Annotated in this window: 17 protein-coding genes; 7 read left to right on the top strand and 10 right to left on the bottom strand. The window is 63.5% G+C overall.

Annotated elements, in window-relative coordinates; genetic code table 11:
• Window positions 1-36: 36 nt before the first annotated feature.
• Window positions 37-1848 carry a translation elongation factor 4 gene (gene lepA, locus YUU_RS0102055; RefSeq protein WP_027520852.1) on the bottom strand — a complete coding sequence of 604 codons (1812 nt, stop codon included), beginning with the start codon at window positions 1846-1848 and terminating at the stop codon, window positions 37-39.
• A 147-nt stretch (window positions 1849-1995) separates the two neighbouring features.
• Here lepA and YUU_RS0102050 point away from each other — a divergent pair, with 147 nt between their 5' ends.
• The 3 genes from YUU_RS0102050 to YUU_RS0102040 all read left to right on the top strand — a co-directional run bounded on the left by YUU_RS0102050 (window position 1996) and on the right by YUU_RS0102040 (window position 5839).
• Window positions 1996-3354 carry a YARHG domain-containing protein gene (locus tag YUU_RS0102050; protein WP_027520851.1) on the top strand — a complete coding sequence of 453 codons (1359 nt, stop codon included), beginning with the start codon at window positions 1996-1998 and terminating at the stop codon, window positions 3352-3354.
• Window positions 3351-4127: a M15 family metallopeptidase gene (locus tag YUU_RS60980; protein WP_035660736.1), complete on the top strand. Its 777-nt coding sequence runs from the start codon at window positions 3351-3353 to the stop codon at window positions 4125-4127. The genes YUU_RS0102050 and YUU_RS60980 overlap by 4 nt, the downstream gene beginning before the upstream one ends.
• A gap of 86 nt (window positions 4128-4213) precedes the next feature.
• Window positions 4214-5839 carry a glycosyltransferase family 39 protein gene (locus YUU_RS0102040; protein ID WP_027520850.1) on the top strand — a complete coding sequence of 542 codons (1626 nt, stop codon included), beginning with the start codon at window positions 4214-4216 and terminating at the stop codon, window positions 5837-5839.
• Window positions 5840-5976: 137 nt separating this feature from the next.
• On the opposite strand, the gene YUU_RS0102035 is transcribed toward YUU_RS0102040, so the two are convergent.
• The 5 genes from YUU_RS0102035 to YUU_RS0102015 form a co-directional block, all read right to left on the bottom strand.
• Complete coding sequence (locus YUU_RS0102035; RefSeq protein ID WP_027520849.1) at window positions 5977-6315, bottom strand: HPr family phosphocarrier protein; 339 nt, start codon at window positions 6313-6315, stop codon at window positions 5977-5979.
• A complete protein-coding gene (locus YUU_RS0102030; RefSeq protein ID WP_011090868.1) occupies window positions 6312-6713 on the bottom strand; it encodes a PTS sugar transporter subunit IIA in 402 nt (133 codons plus the stop codon). Before YUU_RS0102030 ends, YUU_RS0102035 begins: the two co-directional genes overlap by 4 nt.
• 208 nt (window positions 6714-6921) lie before the next feature.
• The gene (locus YUU_RS0102025) at window positions 6922-7371 is read right to left on the bottom strand and encodes an HPr kinase/phosphorylase (protein ID WP_027520848.1); all 450 of its coding nucleotides are present in this window, start codon (window positions 7369-7371) and stop codon (window positions 6922-6924) included.
• Window positions 7368-9170, bottom strand: coding sequence for a sensor histidine kinase (locus YUU_RS0102020; RefSeq protein ID WP_027520847.1), 1803 nt, complete (start codon window positions 9168-9170; stop codon window positions 7368-7370). The genes YUU_RS0102025 and YUU_RS0102020 overlap by 4 nt, the downstream gene beginning before the upstream one ends.
• Window positions 9171-9271: 101 nt before the next feature.
• Window positions 9272-9973 (bottom strand): response regulator transcription factor, encoded by a 702-nt coding sequence (locus tag YUU_RS0102015; protein ID WP_027520846.1) that lies wholly within the window; start codon window positions 9971-9973, stop codon window positions 9272-9274.
• A 245-nt stretch (window positions 9974-10218) separates the two neighbouring features.
• Here YUU_RS0102015 and YUU_RS0102010 point away from each other — a divergent pair, with 245 nt between their 5' ends.
• The 3 genes from YUU_RS0102010 to YUU_RS0102000 all read left to right on the top strand — a co-directional run bounded on the left by YUU_RS0102010 (window position 10219) and on the right by YUU_RS0102000 (window position 15538).
• Window positions 10219-10956: a HugZ family protein gene (locus YUU_RS0102010; protein WP_027520845.1), complete on the top strand. Its 738-nt coding sequence runs from the start codon at window positions 10219-10221 to the stop codon at window positions 10954-10956.
• 81 nt (window positions 10957-11037) lie between these two features.
• A complete protein-coding gene (locus YUU_RS0102005; RefSeq protein WP_027520844.1) occupies window positions 11038-13623 on the top strand; it encodes a tetratricopeptide repeat protein in 2586 nt (861 codons plus the stop codon).
• 298 nt (window positions 13624-13921) lie between these two features.
• Window positions 13922-15538, top strand: a complete 1617-nt coding sequence (locus YUU_RS0102000; protein ID WP_027520843.1) for a phosphoenolpyruvate carboxykinase — start codon at window positions 13922-13924, stop codon at window positions 15536-15538.
• 166 nt (window positions 15539-15704) lie between these two features.
• On the opposite strand, the gene YUU_RS0101995 is transcribed toward YUU_RS0102000, so the two are convergent.
• The 3 genes from YUU_RS0101995 to YUU_RS49905 form a co-directional block, all read right to left on the bottom strand.
• Entirely contained in the window at window positions 15705-16520 is an 816-nt protein-coding gene (locus YUU_RS0101995) for an acyl-CoA thioesterase II (protein WP_027520842.1), read from the bottom strand.
• Window positions 16521-16523: 3 nt separating this feature from the next.
• Window positions 16524-16865, bottom strand: coding sequence for a hypothetical protein (locus YUU_RS0101990; RefSeq protein WP_027520841.1), 342 nt, complete (start codon window positions 16863-16865; stop codon window positions 16524-16526).
• Window positions 16866-16960: 95 nt separating this feature from the next.
• On the bottom strand, window positions 16961-19486 hold the full coding sequence (locus YUU_RS49905; RefSeq protein WP_035660731.1) for a glycogen/starch/alpha-glucan phosphorylase: 2526 nt from the start codon (window positions 19484-19486) through the stop codon (window positions 16961-16963).
• Window positions 19487-19723: 237 nt separating this feature from the next.
• Between YUU_RS49905 and YUU_RS0101980 the strand changes: the two genes are divergently transcribed.
• Window positions 19724-19957 carry a hypothetical protein gene (locus YUU_RS0101980; protein WP_027520840.1) on the top strand — a complete coding sequence of 78 codons (234 nt, stop codon included), beginning with the start codon at window positions 19724-19726 and terminating at the stop codon, window positions 19955-19957.
• A gap of 68 nt (window positions 19958-20025) precedes the next feature.
• Here the strand turns inward: YUU_RS0101980 and YUU_RS0101975 are convergent, their stop codons facing one another.
• A complete protein-coding gene (locus YUU_RS0101975; RefSeq protein ID WP_027520839.1) occupies window positions 20026-20316 on the bottom strand; it encodes a GIY-YIG nuclease family protein in 291 nt (96 codons plus the stop codon).
• Between the last annotated feature and the right edge of the window lie 34 nt (window positions 20317-20350).

Raw genomic sequence — 20350 nt, 5'->3', positions numbered from 1 at the left:
CGCGGCAGCCTCAGGCCAGCCCCGGTCTCTCCCGCCTCAGCTATCCACCTTCAGCGCGGCAATGAAAGCTTCCTGCGGGATGTCGACCTTGCCGAACTGCCGCATCTTCTTCTTGCCTTCCTTCTGCTTCTCCAGAAGCTTGCGCTTACGCGTGATGTCGCCGCCGTAGCACTTTGCGGTGACGTCCTTGCGCAGCGCGCGCACCGTCTCGCGCGCGATCACCTTGCCGCCGATCGCTGCCTGGATCGGGATCTGGAACATGTGCGGCGGGATCAGCTCCTTCATCTTCTCGACCATGGCGCGGCCGCGGCCCTCCGCCCGGGTGCGATGCACCAGCATCGAGAGCGCGTCGACCGGCTCGGCGTTGACCAGGATCTGCATCTTGACGAGATCGGCCGGCTTGTAGTCGGTGAGATGATAGTCGAACGAGGCGTAGCCCTTGGAGACCGACTTCAGGCGGTCGTAGAAGTCGAACACGACCTCGTTGAGCGGCAAATCGTATTTCACCATCGCGCGGGAGCCGACATAGGTGAGCTCCTTCTGCGAGCCGCGGCGGTCCTGGCACAGCTTCAGCACGCTGCCGAGATATTCGTCGGGGGTGAGGATCGTGGCCTCGATCCAGGGCTCGTCGATCTCGGCGATCTTGACCACGTCGGGCATGTCGACGGGATTGTGGATCTCGATCTCCTGGCCGTCGGTGAGCTTCATCTTGTAGATGACGCTCGGCGCGGTCGCGATCAGGTTGAGATCGAACTCGCGCGACAGCCGCTCCTGGATGATTTCCAGGTGCAGCAGACCGAGGAAGCCGCAGCGGAAGCCGAAGCCGAGCGCAGCCGAGGTCTCCATTTCGAAGGAGAAGCTGGCATCGTTCAGGCGCAGCTTGCCCATCGCGGCGCGCAGCGTCTCGAAATCGTCGGCATCGACCGGGAACAGGCCGCAGAACACCACGGGGATTGCCGGCTTGAAGCCCGGCAGCATCTCGGAGACCGGTTTCTTGTCGTCGGTGATGGTGTCGCCGACGCGGGTATCCGCGACTTCCTTGATCGCGGCGGTGATGAAGCCGATCTCGCCGGGACCGAGCTCGTCGATCTGCTGCATCTTCGGCGTGAAGAAGCCGACGCGCTCGACGTCATAGGCCGCGCCCGTGCCCATCATGCGGACGCGACTGCCCTTCTTCATGACGCCGTCGACGACACGGATCAGCACGACGACGCCGAGATAGACGTCGTACCAGCTGTCGACCAGCAGCGCCTTCAAGGTGGCGTCGCGGTCGCCCTGCGGCGGCGGCAGGCGGGTGACGATGGCCTCCAGCACATCGGGCACGCCGAGGCCGGTCTTGGCCGAGATCATCACCGCGTCCGACGCATCGATGCCGATCACGTCCTCGATCTGCTGCTTGATCTTCTCCGGCTCGGCGGCCGGAAGGTCGACCTTGTTCAGGACCGGGACGATCTCGTGGTTGTTGTCGAGCGCCTGGTAGACATTGGCGAGCGTCTGCGCCTCGACGCCCTGGCTGGCGTCGACCACGAGCAGGGAACCCTCGCAGGCCGCCAGCGATCGCGAGACCTCATAGGCGAAGTCGACATGGCCGGGCGTGTCCATCAAATTGAAGATGTAATCCTTGCCATCCTTGGCGCGGTACGAGAGCCGGACGGTCTGCGCCTTGATGGTGATGCCACGCTCGCGCTCGATATCCATGGAATCGAGCACCTGCTCCTTGCCGGCCATTTCACGCTCGGACAGGCCGCCCGTCATCTGGATCAGGCGGTCGGCCAGCGTCGATTTGCCATGGTCGATATGGGCGACGATGGAGAAATTGCGGATGTTGGAAATGGGGGCGGTCGTCATGGGGCGCGGGATACCACTCACACCCCCGTGCGGCAACCATTCCCTTGATCTCCCGGGGGATCGCCCCGGGGCTTCCCAAACCTTCCACCCATCGATTTCAGGCGGCGCCTCTGCTATTTTTGCGGCTTTCGATGGTGGAAGCGGGCCATGCGTTGGAAAATTCTTTGCATTGTCCTAGTTGCCGCATTTTTTACCTCCCCAGCCACGGCGGAGAAGCGCGTAGCCCTCGTCATCGGTAACTCCGCCTACCACAGCGTGCCGCGGCTGGAAAATCCGAAGAACGACGCGCAGCTGGTGGCCAGTACGTTGCAGCGGCTCGGCTTCACGCTGGTCGGCGGCGCCGCCCAGGTCGAGCTGGACAAGGCGGGCTTCGACAATGCGGTCCAGCACTTCGGTAGCCAATTGATCGGCGCCGACGTCGCCTTGTTCTACTACGCCGGGCACGGCATCCAGATTCGGGGAACGAACTACCTCGTGCCGGTTACGGCGAACCCGACCCGCGAGACGGACGTCGATTTCCAGATGGTCGATGTCGCGCTGGTGCTTCGACAGATGGACGGAGCAGGTACCAAGCTGAACATCGTCATCCTTGATGCCTGCAGGAACAATCCGTTTGGCGGACGAGGACTCCGCGCTTCCGACGGCGGCCTGGCGCAAATCCGCGCACCGGAGGGAACGCTGCTCTCCTATGCGACACAGCCTGGAAACGTTGCGCTCGACGGGGATGACGGGCATAGCCCCTACACGCGGGCGCTGGTCGAAGCGATACAACGGCCCGGGCTCGATGTGCTTCAGACGTTCAATCAGGTGGGACTCTCCGTGAAGCGTGCGACCGGCAGCGCGCAGCAACCCTGGGTTTCCACCTCCCCGATCGATGGCTCGTTCTACTTCTCCGGCGGCCCAGCAGCCCAGGTCGCGACGGTCGACGTGCCGGCAACGGTCGTGCCGCCCACCTCCAACCTTCCTTCTTCCGCGCCTTCCGTGACGAGGACTCAATCGGACTTCCTTTTTCCGGAATCGGATACACGCCTGCTTGCCGATAGCGATCTGAGGACGTTGAGCAAGGATGAGCTGCGCCTTGCCCGCAACGAAATCTTTGCGCGGCGAGGGCGCTACTTCAACTCGCCAGATCTGACGGCCAGGTTTTCAAGATTTGCCTGGTACGTGCCCCACACCTGGAACCCCGAACTGAACGCCGTCGAGAAAGCAAATGTCGCATTGATCGAGCATTACGAATCCGGCGGTTCGCCTCAAAGCGGATTCATCTTTCCCGATTCGGATCGGCGCCTGCTCACGCCCGCCGATCTGCGCGGGCTTTCGAACGACGAGCTCCGCATCGCGCGCAACGAGATCTTTGCGCGTCGCGGACGCTATTTCGAATCGGCGGATCTGAAAGCCCGCTTCGAGCGCTTCCCGTGGTATTCGCCCAACACATGGAATACGAAGCTCAATTCCATCGAGGAGGCCAACGTCGCGCTGCTCGATCAGGCCGGCAAGCACCGATGATCGCGTCGCGGGCGGCCCGCGTCCTCATCGTTCTCCTGCTTGCACCCGCGCTCGCGAAGGCCCAAACCAGGACCGAATTGCTCGATCGGCTGGTTCGTGCCTATCCCGAAGCTCTGTCGAGCCACGACGGCAAGCACATTCTTTGGCGCGATGGCTCTGTCATGCCCGTGGACGACGGCGTCGACGACAAGTCTTTTGATCAGCGCCTACGCAATGCCTCCATTCTCGACCAGCTGCGTTTGCTCTATCCTGTCGGCGCTTCCGCGCCCCCTGCATTGAACGCTGATCCCGGAAGGTTCCGGAACGAGGCGTTCTTCAGGAAGATGTATGGCGACTGCCACAATGGAGAGATCCAGCGGAATCTCGTCACCGTCGTCTGGCTACCCCGGTCATGGGGGAAGGCGATCCAGGTGACGCGGATAAATGGCGTCGCAGATCGGCTCAGGGAAGTGTCAGCGGAAATCGATAAGCTCGATCCCGCGCTGAAGGCTGCTGCCTTTCCAATTGCGGGCGTTCTGTCGTGCCGGCCCGTCGCCGACACGGGAAGAATGAGCATGCATGGCTATGCCGCCGCGATCGATCTGAACTTGCGATACTCCGACTATTGGTTGTGGGCGGGTCGGAGCAAGTCCATCCCCTACAAGAACAGGATGCCGCGGGAGATCGTCGACATCTTCGAACGCCACGGATTCATCTGGGGCGGCAAATGGTATCACTACGACACCATGCACTTCGAATATCGCCCGGAACTCCTGGCTGGCGATTCTCGATAACTCTTCCGCGCCGGAGGAGTGTTCAGCGATTCTCATTCACGCCAAGCTGATTTCACTAAAGCGCAAAACGCGCTAGGCAACGGCTTATGTCGACGACCTCAATCCCTTCACCCGGAACGCACGCGAAACGCGCTTTGAACCCCAGGCGGCTCGTGGCCCGGCTGGTCGCCAGCGCCACCGATCCCAGAACCCGCCTATGGCTGGTGATCCAGCTCGCCGTCCTCCATGCGGTGATCTGGACCTTCATCCTGATCAATCTGAAGGCTGCGCAGGACGTTCATATGGACGTCGCAGAAGCCTATGCCTGGGGCCAGAAATTCCTGCTCGGCTATGGCAAGCACCCGCCGCTGTCGGGCTGGATCGCCGGCCTCTGGTTCATGGTCTTCCCGCCGAAGGACTGGGCCACTTATGCGCTCGCGATGGCGACCGTCAGCGTCGGCATGGTGATCTGCTGGCTGATCGCGCTGCGCGTGGTCGATGCCCGGCGCGCGTTCCTCGTCCTGGTGATGGTCGCGCTCTACCCGATCTTCAATTTCAAGGGTTTCAAGTACAACCCGGATCTGTTGCAGCTCGTCACGCTCCCGCTTCTCATGCTCGCCTATCTCAACGCGTTCGAGAAGCGGAGCTGGCAATCCGGCGTCCTGCTCGGGCTCGCCGGTGCGCTCGCGCTGATGACGAAATACTGGGTGCTGACCATGATCGGCGCCGTCGGCCTTGCCGCGCTGATTCATCCGGATCGCGTCAGGTTCCTGGCCTCGCCGGCGCCGTGGGTTGCGATCGCAACGCTCATCGTCGCGATGATCCCGCATGGCATCTGGCTCGCTGATGCGCATTTCGTGCCGCTGACCTATGCCGGCGACACCTATAGCCTCGCCGATCAGTCGCAGATCAACGAGCTCGTACGCGGCTACGCTCTGCACAATTTCGCGCTGCTCGCGCTTCCCGTGGCGCTGGCGGCCCTCGCAATGGCGCTGGTGCCGCCGTGGTGGAGATTGCTCATGCGCGATCCGCTGGCGATCGTCACCCGCGCCTGGGCGCGCGGCGACAATCCCGGCGTCAACATCTCGCAGGCGCTGAATATCTGGATCATCCAGATCATCGTCGCGGTCGGCCCACCGCTCGGCGCGCTCGCCTTCAGCGTCTATCTGAAGACCGACTGGGGTATCTCGCTGTTCTTCCTGGTGCCCTTGGCGCTGGTCTCGATCCCGGCGCTGCGCGTGCAGCGCGCGAGCCTGTTCAACATCACCGCGATCTGGCTCGTGCTGTCGCTGGCAACGCTCGCCGCCTCGCCCTGGATCGCCGCGCGCGAGATGGCAGCGAATGCCGGCAACACCGCGACCTATGGCGCGCGCTCGGAGCTTGCGCGCGAATTGACGCAGGCGTGGCGCAGCCGCTTCGGCTCACGCTGGCCGATCGTCGCCGGCACCATGGAAACCATCCAGCCGATGGCGTTCTACAGCCCCGATCATCCGAGCCCGTTCACGCCGCACGAGGCCTGGAGCTCCGGCCTGACCGCCGCGGAGGACGTCAAGCGCCTCGGCTTCATCGGCGTGTTCGATCCGACCGACGGCCGCGCGGGCGATTTCGACAAATGGGTCAAGGAAACCGCGCCGAACGCCGAGCGGATCGTGATGACGACACGCCGCTTCACCCATGGCAAGGCAGGCCCTGCGATGACATGGAACGTCTACATCGCGCCGCCGGGAGGGTGATCCTGATCGCAGCAAGCTGTAGCTGTAGGGTGGGCAAAGGCGCGAAGCGCCGTGCCACCACTTCTGTCGAGAACTGGAGACATGGTGGGCACGCTTCGCTTTGCACACCCTACGGCAGCTTCATTCGCTGAAGCCGCCTACGTCCCTTCCTCGTTGAACTTGCTTTCAACGAGCTCGGTGATCGCGGCGAGCGCGGCTTCGGCGTCATCGCCTTTGGCTGAGACGGTGATCGTCGTGCCGGGCCCTGCGGCCAGCATCATCAATCCCATGATCGAGGTGCCGCCGACGGTCTCGCCCCCGCGCGTCACCCAGACCTGCGCGCTGAAGCGTTCCACCGCCTGCACGAACTTTGCGGACGCGCGCGCGTGCAGACCGCGCTTGTTGATGATCAGGAGCTCTTTGGAGATCGCCCCTTCGGGCACGCCAGCTCCCGCAGGAGGACTGGCCTCACTTCCGAGTGGCGCGTCGTCGCTCATTTGCCGGCGAGCACGCGGCTGGCGATGGTGACGTATTTGCGGCCCGCTTCCTGGGCCATCGCGATCGCGTCGGGCAGCGCGCGCTCCTCGCGCACCTTGGCGAGCTTAACCAGCATCGGAAGATTGATGCCCGCGAGCACTTCGACCTTGGGTCGGCTCATGCAGGATATTGCAAGGTTGGACGGCGTGCCGCCGAACATGTCGGTGAGGATCGCAACGCCGTCGCCGGAATCGACGCGATTAACCGCCTCGATAATGTCGCTTCGACAGAGATCGGAATCATCCTCGGCGCCGATCGTGATCGCTTCGATTTGCTTTTGTGGGCCCATGACGTGCTCAAGCGCTGCCTTGAATTCGTCGGCAAGGCGCCCGTGGGTCACAAGTACTAGACCAATCATCGGAAAACTCCTCGCGGGCGCTCTTGGTGCGCCGCACGAACGCGCCACTTTGACCATCCAGAGCCCCCGCGCAAGAGGGGATGTTGCGTATCTCCCTGAAACTAGACGGATGGATGAGGGGAAATGCGCCGGTCTATTCGGTCGCGATAGTGGGACTCATATGGTTACCATTCCCCTTCAAACAATCGCGGGACGGCTTAAGGGAAGATTAACTCTTGGTAGTGGTCAAGACCGCGACAACCAGGGGAAGGGGCTGGTAACCGGCTCCGACCGGGATTCGCGGTAATTCGACGCCGGAAATGGTGGTTTTCAGCGCTTCCGGCTGTGGCAGGCGCTCCGCGTCGGGCGCGGCGAGATCGACCACGAGGCCGACCGTCGCATGGTCCACGAAGTCACAGCGGCGGATGCCGAGGCCTCTGATTTCGATCAGGCCGGCCAGGACAGGGGCAGGGCGGACCACAATTTCGTTGCCGAGTGTCGCCAGATGGACACGGTCATCGCCCACCAAAACGGCAGCTTCGACCACCCCGGCGCGGCTTGCCATGATCAAATCGAAGGCAAGGCGCGACTTGCCCGCGCCTGAGGGCCCCCGGATCAGCACAGCCCTATTCCCGATTTTGACCGCGGAAGCGTGGACGCTGGCGCTGTCCTCGCTCATAGCGCCGGCAGCCTCACCACGAAGCGCGCGCCGGCAACCGTGGGCACGCCGTCGGCGTCCGCGGGACCAGCGCGATTTTCCGCCCAGATGCGTCCGCCATGGGCCTCGATGATCTGCTTGGAGATCGACAGGCCGAGGCCGGAGTTCTGGCCGAAGCCCTGATGCGGGCGATCGGTGTAGAAGCGCTCGAAGATGCGCTCCAGCGCGTCCTCGCGGATGCCGGGGCCGTCATCGTCGACCACGATCTCGATCTCGATCCGCACCCGGCGGCAGGTCATGCGCACCTTGTTGCCGGGCTCGGAGAAGGACTGCGCGTTCGACAGGAGATTGGAGATCACCTGCCCGAGCCGCGAATCGTGGCCGTTCACGGACAGGCCGTCGGTCGGGCCGCGGCCCTCGAAGCGGGTTTCGACCGCGACGTCGTGGCCGAGCTTGGTTTCGTTGGCGACCGAGGTGAGCGTCGTCAGCAGGCGTCTGAGATTGACGGGGATCGCATCCTGCCGCTGCAATTCGGCGTCGAGCCGGCTCGCATCCGAAATGTCCGAGATCAGCCGGTCGAGCCGCTTCACGTCGTGCTCGATCACTTCCAGCAGGCGCGCGCGGCTGGTGTCGTTGCGCGCCAGCGGCAAGGTCTCGACCGCCGAGCGCAGCGAGGTCAGGGGGTTCTTCAGCTCGTGCGCGACGTCTGCGGCGAACATCTCGATCGCCTCGATGCGGCGATAGAGCGCATTGGTCATGTCGCGCAGCGCGCCGGAGAGATGGCCGATTTCGTCGCGGCGGCGGGTGAAGTCGGGGATCTCGACGCGGGACTTGATGCGGCGGCGGACGCGCTCGGCGCTGTCGGCAAGGCGCCGCACGGGACCTGCGATCGTGCTTGCGAGCAGCAGCGACAGCATGATCATGACGGCGGCGGCGACGCCGCCGACTTTCAGGATCGCCAGCCGCTCGGCGGTGACCATCTGGTCGATGTCATCGCCTTGCGTTGACAGCATCAGCGCGCCATGGATGGCGCGCGAGCGCAGCACGGGGACCGCGACCGAGACGATGACCTCGCCGCGCGAGTTGACCCGCACCATCGACCGCTTCTGGCCCTTCAGCGCATCGCCGACCTCGTCATAGCCATTGCCGTTCTCGGGCCCGAGCTCGCGATAGAGCGGCAGGTCGCCGCGGTTGAGCCAGGTGCGCACCGAGGTCATGCCGCGTTCGAGAATGCCGGGCTTCTCGGACGGCGGCGGCAGGTCGTAGCGCAGCACGTTCTCGAGGTTGCGGCTGTCGAGCAGGAGGATGCCGTTGGGATCGTAGATCCGGGCGCGCGTCTTGGTCGGCGAGATCAGCGTGCGCAACACCGGCGCCACGCGCTCCGGATTGATCGGGAAATCCAGCGGCGAATAGTCGTCGGACCCGCCATAGCTGTCGCCGAGCTTGAGATCGAGCAGCCGGTCGGGGTCGATGGTGATGGCGTTGGTCTGTACCGTCGCGGAGGCCGCGATCGCACCCGCGATGATTTCGCCCTGCACCAAAAGGCTCTGCGCGCGCGCGTCGATCAGGCCGGCACGGAACTGCGACAGATAAAGGATGCTCGCGACCAGCGCGACCAGGCCGGCGAGGTTCAGCGAGACGATGCGGCGGGTGAGGCTCGAGAAGGAGAGCGCGAAGAAGAACTGCCCGGCGCGCTTGAGCCAGTTCAGCGGCCGCCAGCCTTGCGTGACCTGCTTCTCCTCGGCCGAATACTCCTGAACGCCCGCCGACGTGACGTCGGCGGCGTTCAGGTTTGCATCAGGCTGCGTCCGGTCAAGCAATGCTTACGCCCGCGTTAGGACTGGTCGTGCGTTTGGTCCCGCATCTTAGCCGAGACCGACGGCAACGTCAGTCCGCAAAGTCCCCGAAGGAGGCGATCGCCTCAGGCTTCCTTGAAGCGGTAGCCGACGCCGTAAAGCGTCTCGATCATCTCGAACTCGTTGTCGACCACCTTGAACTTCTTGCGCAGCCGCTTGATGTGACTGTCGATGGTGCGATCGTCGACATAGACCTGGTCATCATAGGCGGCGTCCATCAGCGCGTTGCGGCTCTTCACCACGCCGGGCCGGGTCGCCAGTGCCTGCAGGATCAGGAATTCGGTGACCGTCAGCGTCACCGGTTCGTTCTTCCAGGTGCAGGTGTGCCGTTCGGGATCCATGCGCAGAAGGCCGCGATCGAGCGCCTTGGCGTCGTTCTCCTTCGGCGCGGCGGTCGGATCCTTCGGTGCCGAGCGGCGCAGCACTGCCTTGACGCGCTCGACCAGCAGCCGCTGCGAGAACGGTTTGCGTATGAAATCGTCGGCACCCATCTTGAGGCCGAACAGCTCGTCGATCTCCTCGTCCTTGGAGGTGAGGAAGATCACCGGCAGATCGGATTTCTGGCGCAACCGCCGCAGCGTCTCCATGCCGTCCATGCGCGGCATCTTGATGTCGAGGATGGCAAGATCGGGCTGCGTGGTGCGGAAGCCGTCCAGCGCAGAGGCGCCGTCGGTGTACGTCATGATGCGGTAGCCTTCGGCTTCCAGCGCGATCGAGACGGATGTGAGAATGTTGCGGTCGTCGTCGACCAAAGCGATTGTGGGCATGAGCCTCTGCTTTCCGTTGGGGTCGTGATCTAAAACGGCGAGCAATTAAGTGATGCGCCGCGTACATGGGCCCCCAACCTGGGGTTCGAACCTTGTCACCGAGCAATGCAAGCTGGGCTGAAGTGTGACCAAAGTTCCTGGAAACACGGCGAAGCAGCCGTGGTCCGACCCATAACCGGACCCCGTTTAACCCCGAAAAGGCCGGCCTTGCAACCCGTAAAAGCCGGAAAACCGAAGAGAATCAGATGCAACCGACCTCCGATTTCGACCCCGGAAAGCTCGCCAAATCGCTGTTGCGGCGCTCCCGGCAGGGGGCGCTCGCGACCCTGATGCCCAATACCGGCGATCCCTATTGCTCCCTCGTCAATCTGGCGAGCCACCCCGACGCATCGCCGATCCTGCTGATCTCGCGGCTCGCCGTGCATACCAAGAACATCCTGGCCGACGGCCGGGTCTCGTTGATGCTGGATGAGCGCGCCCCCGGCGATCCCCTGGAAGGGGCCCGGATCATGCTGTCGGGACGGGCGGAGCAGGGGACGGAAGGCGAGCTGGAGCTCCTGCGCCGGCGCTATCTTGCCGCCCATCCATCTGCGGAAGACTTTGTTTCGTTTAAGGATTTTTCCTTCTTCCGGATCAGGCCGTCCGGAACTCATCTGGTTGCCGGATTCGGCCGGATCGTCGATCTGAAGCCCGCGCAGTTCCTCACGGACCTCGCTGGCGCCGATGAGCTGCTTGAAGCCGAGGAGGGCGCGGTCGCGCACATGAATGCCGACCATCGCGACACCATGGCTCTGTATGCGACAAAACTGCTCGGCGCGGCCGAGGGCGACTGGCGCTGTACCGGCTGCGATCCTGAGGGGATCAATATGCAGTCGGAACAGGCCGTGCTGCGGCTCGAGTTCCCCGAGCGGGTGACTGACGGCAACGCGCTGCGCAAGATGCTGGTCAGACTGGCGGGTGAGGCGCGGGCCAAGGGCGGTTAGCAACAGCCGGCTTGAACGGCGGCGCTCCTCGCTGCGACCCATGGTCAAGCAATTTGGCCCGGGTCGGCAGCGAGAGTTTTCATGACACGATATGGACGTTTGGCGCTGGCGGCGGGCCTTGCGCTCGCGCTCGGCGCATCCTTCGCCACTTCCGCCACGGCGCAGAATCTCGCCGCGCAAAGCGCCAAGATCAACGAGCTCAGTCGCGCCGGCAAATATGCGGAAGCCTTGTCACTGGCGCAGGCCATGGTGGCAAGCCTCGAGAAGGGCAACAACACCCGCGACCTCGCCGGTGCGCTGAACAATCTCGCGCAGATCTACGCCGCGCAAGGTCATGACGACCAGGCCGAGCCGCTCTACAAGCGCGCGGTCGCTTTGCTGGAAAAATCTCTCGGCCTCGACACGCCGGAGATCGCGCCCGAGCTGAACAACCTTGCCGCGCTCTATCAACGTCAGCAACGCTTCGCTGAGGCCGAGCCGCTGTTCAAGCGTGCGCTTGCCATCCGCGAAAAGACGTTGCCGCGCGAGCATCCCGATGTCGGCCAGTCCCTCAACAATCTCGCCACGCTCTATGTGAAGCAGGAACGCTATGCCGACGCCGAACCGTTGTTTCAGCGCGCGCTCGCGATCTACCAGAAGGCCGGCGGTCCCGAGCATCCGGCGGTCGCGACGCTGCTCAACAATCTCGGCCAGCTCTATCGCGATCTCAACCGCGATGCGGATGCCGAAGCGCCGATCAAGCGCTCGCTAGCGATCCGCGAAAAGGTGCTGGGCGCCGATCATCCGGATGTTGCGCGCTCGCTGAACAATCTTGCCGGGCTCTATGAGCACGAGCAGCGGTATGCGGATGCCGAACCGCTTTATCGCCGCGGGCTGTCGATCCGCGAGCGTGCGCTTGGTCCTGATCATCCCGATGTCGCGACCTCGACCAGCAATCTTGCCTATTTCCTCCAGGCCTCGGGACGCGCCGCCGAAGCGCTGCCGCTCGTGCAGAGGACGCTCGCCAACAATCGCGCACAGCTCCGCGTCGTGCTGCCGGTCCTGTTGGCCGCGCGGCAGCAGCAATTGCTGGCTGACGACAAGTCGCTGGATGACGCGCTCGCCGCCATCCAGCGCGGCACGCAGTCCTCTGCCGCGTCGGCCGTGAACAAGCTCGCGGTGCGGCTCGCGGCCGGCAGCGACCGGCTCGCCGAACTGGTGCGGCGGGATCAGGATCTCGCCGCAGAGGCCGATACACTGGACAAGGCGATCATCGCCGCGGTGTCAAAGCAGTCCGCGCAGCGCGATGCGGCCACCGAGCAGCGCAACCGGCAACGCCTTGCGGCGATCGCGAGCGAGCGCGCGAGCTTGCAGAAAACACTTGCCGTCGAATTCCCGGATTATGCCTCGCTCTCCAATCCACTGCCGCTGGCGGTCAAAGAGATCCAGGCGCTGCTATCGGCCGACGAAGCGATGGCACTCTTCTCTGTCATCGACAAGGAGAGCTATGTCATCGCGATTACGCGCGAAGGCGTCGACTGGAAACGGATTCCGCTCGGCACCGACGCGCTCGCGCAAAAGGTCTCGGCGTTCCGCAAGGGGCTCGATGTCGGCAAGGCCCGCGCTTCCTCTGATAAGTCGGGGCTGTTCGATCTTGCGCTCGCCAACGAGCTCTATGTGACGCTGCTCGGGCCAGTCGAGGCGCTTACAAAGGACAAGCGCAGCCTGCTCGTGGTCCCCTCCGGTGCGCTGACGGCACTGCCGTTTCATCTGCTCGTCACCGAGAAGCCGCAAGCTGCGATACCCGATACGCTCGAAGGCTATCGCGGCGCCGCGTGGCTGTTGCGGCGCCAGGCGGTCTCGGTGTTGCCCTCGGTGGTCAGCCTGAAGTCCCTGCGCGCGTTTGCGCGCAGGGATCAGAGCGTCAAGCCGATGACCGGCTTTGGCGATCCCCTGTTCAATCCCACGCAGGAGGCGCCCGCGGACCGGCGCGCCACGAAGACCGTCGCGCGCAGCATTGCGACGCTCGCCTATACCGATTTCTGGCGCGGCGCCGGCGTCGATCGCGCGCGGCTCGCCCAGGCACTGCCACAGCTGCCCGATACGGCAGACGAGCTTGGTGCCGTGGCGAAGGACGTCGGTGCTGCCGACGCCGATGTCCATCTCGGCCGCGATGCCAGCGAGACGACGCTGAAGCGGGCAGCGCTTGCCCAATACAGCATCATCTATTTCGCCACCCATGGCCTCGTCGCCGGCGACGTCAAGGGATTGGGCGAGCCCTCGCTTGCGCTCTCGATGCCGGATCAGCCGAGCGATTTCGACGACGGCCTGCTTACCGCAAGCGAAGTCGCGCAGCTCAAGCTCAATGCAGACTGGGTCGTGCTCTCGGCGTGCAACACCATCGCCGGTGACAAGCCGGGTGCGGAAGCTTTATCGGGACTGGCGCGCGCGTTCTTCTATGCCGGCGCGCGTGCACTTCTGGTCTCGCATTGGGCAGTGGATTCCGAGGCCGCCACCCGGCTGACCACATCGACTTTCGACTTGCTCAAAAACGAACCAGCAATCGGCCGTGCCGAAGCATTGCGGCGCGCAATGTTAACCTATCTCGATGACGCCTCCTCACCGCGCAATGCCTATCCTGCGATCTGGGCGCCCTTCGCGCTGATCGGAGAAGGTGCGGTACGATAGAACAGCGCTGGAAAAACAGTGGCGGATTGTGCGTTGCAAAATCCTGGACAACGCTGATTTGCCCATTTGGTTGCGCGATCATTGATCGTTTTCGACGCACGCGCTTCAGGGTAGGCATGCGCGACTTTTGGCCCGGCCCTTGAATAAACCAAATCCTGCGGGATCGGCTTGGCAACGCCAGCGTTCATCAGTATTAGGTCGTCCAGCCGAGGCCGGACGGCCTATTATTCACGGTGGCCGCGATGGATGGCGCTCAAAGATGATCGCGCCAGTAATGCGGGTTCTAGGAGGATTTTTCGTGCAAGAGACGGGCGTGCGCAACGGTGCCTTCGGCGCCGATAAATTCGGCTTAAAGAATCTCAAGCGGGTTCACTGGAACCTCGGCGCGCCACAACTTTATCAGCACTCGCTCTCTGCCGGAGAAGCGGTGCTCTCCGCTGATGGCGCGCTCTGCGCGGACACCGGTGAATTCACCGGCCGCAGCCCGAAAGACAAGTTCACGGTGCGCGACGCCACCACCGACAAGAAGATGTGGTGGGCCGGCAATCAGTCGATCACCGCGGAGCAGTTCGAGACGCTCTATCAGGATTTCCTCAAGCACGCCGAGGGCAAGAGCCTGTTCGCGCAGGACCTCTATGGCGGCGCCGATCCGGCCTACCGGATCAAGACCCGCGTCTTCACCGAGCTCGCCTGGCACTCGCTGTTCATCCGCACGCTCCTGATCCGCCCCGAGGCGATCGAGCTCTCGACCTTCGTGCCCGAGCTCACCATCATCGACATGCCGAGCTTCCGCGCCGATCCGAAACGTCACGGCTGCAAGTCGGAGAACGTCGTCGCGATCGACTTCGCGCGCAAGATCGTGCTGATCGGCGGCTCGTACTATGCCGGCGAGATGAAGAAGTCGGTCTTCACCACGCTGAACTATTACCTGCCCGAGCGTGGCGTGATGCCGATGCACTGCTCGGCCAATGTCGGCGCCAGGGGCGACACCGCGATCTTCTTCGGCCTGTCCGGCACGGGCAAGACGACGCTGTCGGCCGATCCGAACCGCACGCTGATCGGTGACGACGAGCACGGCTGGGGCCCGAACGGCGTGTTCAACTTCGAGGGCGGCTGCTACGCCAAGTGCATCAAGCTGTCGAAGGAAGCCGAGCCCGAGATCCATGCCGCCTCGACGCGCTTCGGCGCGGTGCTCGAGAACTGCGTGCTCGACGACGACAACCGCGTGGTCGATTTCGACGACGGCTCCAAGACCGAGAACACGCGCTCGGCCTATCCGCTCGATTTCATCCCGAACGCCTCGCGCACCGGCCGCGCGCCGCAGCCGAAGAACGTGGTGATGCTCGCCGCCGACGCCTTCGGCGTACTGCCGCCGATCGCAAAGCTCTCGCCGGCGCAGGCGATGTATCACTTCCTGTCCGGCTATACCGCGAAGGTCGCGGGCACCGAGCGTGGTCTCGGCAATGAGCCGCAGCCGGAATTCTCCACCTGCTTCGGCTCGCCGTTCCTGCCGCTTGATCCGTCCGTCTACGGCAACATGCTGCGCGACCTGATCGCCCAGCACAATGTCGATTGCTGGCTGGTCAACACGGGGTGGACCGGCGGTAAGTACGGTGTCGGCAGCCGCATGCCGATCAAGGTGACGCGCGCGCTGCTCACCGCCGCACTCGACGGCTCCTTGCGCAACGTCGAATTCCGCACCGACAAGTATTTCGGCTTCGCCGTCCCGACTGCGCTGCCGGGCGTGCCAGCTGAGATCCTCAACCCGGTCAACACCTGGAAGGACAAGGACGAGTTCGACAAGACTGCCCGCGCCCTGGTCGGCATGTTCCAGAAGAATTTTGCCAAGTTCGAGGCCCAGGTCGACGCCGAAGTCCGCGCCGCCGCGCCGGACGTGAAGCTCGCGGCGGAGTAGGTTTGCTCTGTTCTGAATATAAGAGGGCGGCCGCGAGGCCGCCCTTCTTGTATTCGGTGCCATCTCTCAACCGTCATTGCGAGCGCAGCGAAGCAATCCAGAGTCGTTCCGCGGAGGGATCCTGGATTGCTTCGCTGCGCTCGCAATGACGAGCTTGCGGAAGCAGCTACGCCTTGAAATACGCGATCTGAGTCGTGGTCGCGAGCAGGCGGCCGTTCGGCGACCACAGCTCGCCGGTCTGATCGCCGTAGCTCTTGTGAAAGATCTTGCCATCGGCGGTGGCGAGCACGCGCGTGATGTCCTCGGCGGCAAGCTCCTCCGCGTCGGTGTGAAAATAGGTCGTCAGTGACACCGTGCCGAACGGCACCAGTTCGCGCCGCGCGTGGAAGATGCGGCCGAAGAACGCGTCCGACATCGCCATTAGCGAGAGCATGTCGAGTTTGCGCGGCGTGCGATCGCTGATCCAGACTTTCGAATAGGCGCTGGCCGGCTCGGTCTGCGGCGGGCCGTTCCGCATCTCGCCCTCGACGAACCGGAATTCGTACTGGTTGGCCCAGGACGCCTTGATCTTGGGAAAGGGCAGCGTCTGTTCGAACGGCGTCGCGTCGGGAAACTTCGCCACCTGATGCGACCAGGATGGACGGCGTTCGGCAAACACGGCGGTCGCCAGCGTTGCGACCTCGCCGCCGCCTTGTGACAGCTCGACGCACCAATGCTGGCTGGAGCGATTGGCCTTCACCAGCCGCACGTCGAGATCGAACGCGCCCTTGGCGATCGGCGCACAGTAGTTGATGGTGACCGACAGCGGGTCGCCGGCGCCCTGTGGGTGGTCGATCAGCGCGCGCAAGACGGTCGCGGCGGTGGCGCCGCCGAACGGGCCGACGAAGGCCCAGTAGTCATCGCTGGTGTGTCCCTGCCAGCAACTGTCGCCGGCGGTGACGCGGGTGGCCTCGTCGAAGAGGTGCGGGAGTTTGGCGTGCATGGACTAGACCTTCACTGCGCTTCCATCCCAAAGACGGAATTCAATCGTTTCATCCACGGGGCCATATAGTTTAGAATTCGAGAGATCCTCCGCTGGATCATCCGTTACCCAGACATCCGCCACGGTGCCTTCGATGTGTCTGATCGCGATCACGCTCTTGCCCGTGGTCAAATCAGCGACAAAGCCATCGATCGCGGTCTCCTCGTCTTTCCCAGAGAGACTGGCAAGGATGCTGCCGTGCGTGTGCCAAGGAAATCCGTCGAAGCCCAGTGTCCAATCGCCGTCGGGACAAATGACGAGCAGCCGAAGCTGCCCATCAGGGCTGACATACTCGCCAACAGACATAATCGACTCCGGCTAGAAGACCTCATACCGTAGTATGATGGCTATCCTGCCAAATCAATGACCTCCGGAGTAATCGCTTCCACGTCGCGGAAAAATCAGCCCGTAGCGCCGCGCTGATCCTCTGCCTCCTGGAAAGCGGGCGTCGTCGGGTGCACCGGCACGTTCCAGATCTCCTCGGCATATTCGCGGATGGTGCGGTCGGAGGAGAACCAGGCCATGCGCGCAACGTTGAGGATGGAGGCCCGTGTCCAGGCCGGCGCCACCTGCCAGCGCGCGTCGATGCCACGCTGCGCCTCGTAGTAGGAATCGAAATCGGCGCTGACCATGTAGTGGTCGAGATAGCGCAGCGCATGCGCGATGGATTCGAAGCGGCCGGGATCGCCGGGCGAGAACTCGCCGACGCCGATCGAATTGATGGCGCGCGAGAGCTGCGGGGATTTGCGGATCACGTCCGCCGCATCGAGGCCCTGCTTGCGCCGGATCATCACGTCGCCGGCCTCCATGCCGAAGATCGCGATGTTCTCCGCGCCGACATGGTCGCGGATCTCGATATTGGCGCCGTCGAGCGTGCCGATGGTGATCGCGCCGTTCAGCGCCAGCTTCATGTTGCCGGTGCCGGAGGCTTCCATGCCGGCGGTCGAGATCTGCTCGGAGAGATCGGCCGCGGGAATGATCACCTCGGCGAGGCTGACATTATAGTCGGGCAGGAAGGCGACCTTGAGCTTACCGCCGATCGCGGGATCGTTGTTGACGACCTCGGCGACGTCGTTGATCAGCTTGATGATCAGCTTTGCGTAGCGGTAGCTCGCCGCCGCCTTGCCGGCAAAAATCTTCACCCGCGGCACCCAGTTGCCGTTGGGGTTGTCCTTGATCGCCTGGTACAGCGCGACCGTCTCGATGATGTTGAGGAGCTGGCGCTTGTATTCGTGAATGCGCTTGATCTGCACATCGAACAGCGCGCTCGGGTCGACCTTGATGCCGAGCCGCTCGCCGATCACGCGCGCGAGCGCCGTCTTGTTGTGATGCTTGACCGCGCGGAATTTTTGCTGGAACGCGACGTCGCTGGCGCGCGCTTCCAGCAGCGTCAATTGCGTGGGATCGTCGAGCACGGCGTCGCCGCAAGCCTCGCGCAAGAGGTCGGTGAGCTTCGGGTTCGCCAGCATCAGCCAGCGGCGGAAAGTGATGCCGTTGGTCTTGTTGGTGATGCGGCCGGGATAGAGATGGTTGAGATCGTGGAACACGGTCTCGCGCATCAGGTCCGAATGCATCGCCGAGACGCCGTTGATGCGGTGCGAGCCGACGAAGGCGAGCTGGCCCATACGCACGCGACGGCCGCTCCTCTCGTCGATCAGCGAGACCGAGGCGCGGAAGTCGATGTCGCCGGGGCAGCGCGCTTCGGCCAGCGCCAGATGCTGGACGTTGATGCGGTAGATGATCTCGAGATGCCGCGGCAACAGCCGCTCGAACAGCTCGACCGGCCAGGTTTCGAGCGCTTCCGGTAGCAGCGTGTGGTTGGTGTAGGACAGCGTGGCGACCGTAATCTTCCACGCCTCGTCCCAGCGGAAATTGTGCAGGTCGATCAGGATCCGCATCAATTCGGTCACGGCAAGGGACGGATGCGTGTCGTTGAGCTGCACCGCGACCTTCATCGCCAGGCTGCGCAACTGTCCGTCGGCGGAGAGATGCCGCTTGACGAGATCCTGGAGCGAGGCCGAGACGAAGAAATACTCCTGTCGCAAGCGCAGCTCGCGGCCCGCCGGGCTCTCGTCATTCGGGTAGAGGAACTTGCAGATCGCTTCGGCGCGCGCCTGCTCGGACGAGGCGCTGACATAGTCGCCCGAATTGAACACGTCGAGCTTCAGCGGATCGGGCGAGCGCGCCGACCACAGCCGCAGCGCATTGACGTGCTGGCCGCGCCAGCCGACGATCGGCGTGTCATAGGCGATCGCCTGTACGGTCTCGGCAGGATGCCAGATCGAGCGGTCGCGGCCCTTGTCGTCGACATGCTCGACGCCGCCGCCGAAATGGACGTGATAGACGACCTCCGGCCGCTGCAATTCCCAGGGGTTGCCAAAGCTCAGCCATTCGTCCGGATATTCCTGCTGCCAGCCCTGATTGATGATCTGGCGGAACAGGCCGTAATCATAGCGGATGCCATAGCCGATCGCGGGGATCGACAGCGTCGCCATGCTCTCCATGAAGCAGGCCGCGAGCCGCCCCAAACCGCCATTGCCGAGCGCGGCATCCGGCTCGCACTTGCGCAGCTCAGGGAGCGAGACGCCGAGATCGCCGAGTGCGACCTCGAAGATATTGAGCAGGCCCATGTTGTTCAGCGCGTCGGTGAAGAGACGGCCGATCAAAAATTCGAGCGAGAGATAGTAGACGCGTTTGCGCCCGGCATCGTAGCTGCGCTTTTCCGCGCTGAGCCAGCGATGCACGATACGATCGCGCAGCGCGAGAGCTGCGGCCTGGTACCAGTCGTGCCTGGTCGCCATGCCCGCGTCCTTGCCGATGGCAAGGCGCAGCTTTGCCAGGATCGCGCCCTTGATCTCCGTCAGCGCCAGTTCGTCGATGGGCTGACCGGCTGCGGGAAAATTCGGCTGGAACGATTGCTCTTGCAAAACAGTCACTTCCTGGTCTCGGGACACGGAACAAGCTTACGCGCCAAATCTTGCGCGGCAAACCTTACGCGGCTCGTCGCGGAAGCGGAACCATCGCCGGCGCGACCGTGCACTGCGCTGGCGCAAATTTATGCAAGGAATGGGCCGCTTTGGGAACCCGGTCGCGCACGGAGAGACGCGGATTTCGTGCTAAATTGGTGGAGGATTCAGCCCTTGGTGTGGAGGGAGGATACGCCCATGAGACTGCTGATCGAAATCGCCACGGCCGCCCTGCTCGTCATCTGCATCACTGCCTCCAGCGCCGCCTTTGCCGCCGACAAGATCGGCCGCAGCGCTGACGGCGTGAGTTGCGCATTCTCCCTGCCGCAAAACGCCACGCCAGCCGCACGCTGCGCCGCCATCAAGCGCCAATGCGGCGGCAGGTTCTACGCGAGCTATTGCGGCGACAGGATGCTGTCGGCGGCGAATTGAGAAGTTAGGCGCAAAAGCTCTCTCCATCTGGTCGTCCTGGCGAAAGCCAGGACCCATTGCCCCAACTGTCAGATGAGGCCCGACCGGTCGTTCCAGTCGGGATTTTCCTGCTCGATCAGCTTGATCTTCCAGTCGCGTTTCCAGAACTTGAGTTGCTTCTCGCGCGCAATGGCCTCTTGCGGAGTAGCGAATGCTTCGACGTGCACAAGGCGGAATATCTTGTATTTCAGGACGAACTTCGACCCGCGACCGGAGCGATGCTGCTCGAGCCGTGCACGGATGTCGTTGGTGATGTCGATGTAGAGAGTGCCGTGATGTCGACTCGCCAGGATGTAGACGTAGTAGCTGCCTGTGCTCATGGCTGGCTCAACCTCGCAAAGACAACGCTGACCG

It is taken from the genome of Bradyrhizobium sp. Ec3.3 (genome assembly GCF_000472925.1).
Taxonomy (GTDB): domain Bacteria; phylum Pseudomonadota; class Alphaproteobacteria; order Rhizobiales; family Xanthobacteraceae; genus Bradyrhizobium.
Note: the sequence above shows the minus strand (reverse complement) of the source record. Positions and strands in the feature narration are given on the sequence as shown.

Coding starts and splice junctions, on each gene's coding strand:
- lepA (WP_027520852.1), bottom strand. CDS start 1,848: ATGACGACCGCCCCCATTTCCAACATCCGCAATTTCTCCATCGTCGCC.
- YUU_RS0102050 (WP_027520851.1), top strand. CDS start 1,996: ATGCGTTGGAAAATTCTTTGCATTGTCCTAGTTGCCGCATTTTTTACC.
- YUU_RS60980 (WP_035660736.1), top strand. CDS start 3,351: ATGATCGCGTCGCGGGCGGCCCGCGTCCTCATCGTTCTCCTGCTTGCA.
- YUU_RS0102040 (WP_027520850.1), top strand. CDS start 4,214: ATGTCGACGACCTCAATCCCTTCACCCGGAACGCACGCGAAACGCGCT.
- YUU_RS0102035 (WP_027520849.1), bottom strand. CDS start 6,315: ATGAGCGACGACGCGCCACTCGGAAGTGAGGCCAGTCCTCCTGCGGGA.
- YUU_RS0102030 (WP_011090868.1), bottom strand. CDS start 6,713: ATGATTGGTCTAGTACTTGTGACCCACGGGCGCCTTGCCGACGAATTC.
- YUU_RS0102025 (WP_027520848.1), bottom strand. CDS start 7,371: ATGAGCGAGGACAGCGCCAGCGTCCACGCTTCCGCGGTCAAAATCGGG.
- YUU_RS0102015 (WP_027520846.1), bottom strand. CDS start 9,973: ATGCCCACAATCGCTTTGGTCGACGACGACCGCAACATTCTCACATCC.
- YUU_RS0102010 (WP_027520845.1), top strand. CDS start 10,219: ATGCAACCGACCTCCGATTTCGACCCCGGAAAGCTCGCCAAATCGCTG.
- YUU_RS0102005 (WP_027520844.1), top strand. CDS start 11,038: ATGACACGATATGGACGTTTGGCGCTGGCGGCGGGCCTTGCGCTCGCG.
- YUU_RS0101995 (WP_027520842.1), bottom strand. CDS start 16,520: ATGCACGCCAAACTCCCGCACCTCTTCGACGAGGCCACCCGCGTCACC.
- YUU_RS0101990 (WP_027520841.1), bottom strand. CDS start 16,865: ATGTCTGTTGGCGAGTATGTCAGCCCTGATGGGCAGCTTCGGCTGCTC.
- YUU_RS0101980 (WP_027520840.1), top strand. CDS start 19,724: ATGAGACTGCTGATCGAAATCGCCACGGCCGCCCTGCTCGTCATCTGC.
- YUU_RS0101975 (WP_027520839.1), bottom strand. CDS start 20,316: ATGAGCACAGGCAGCTACTACGTCTACATCCTGGCGAGTCGACATCAC.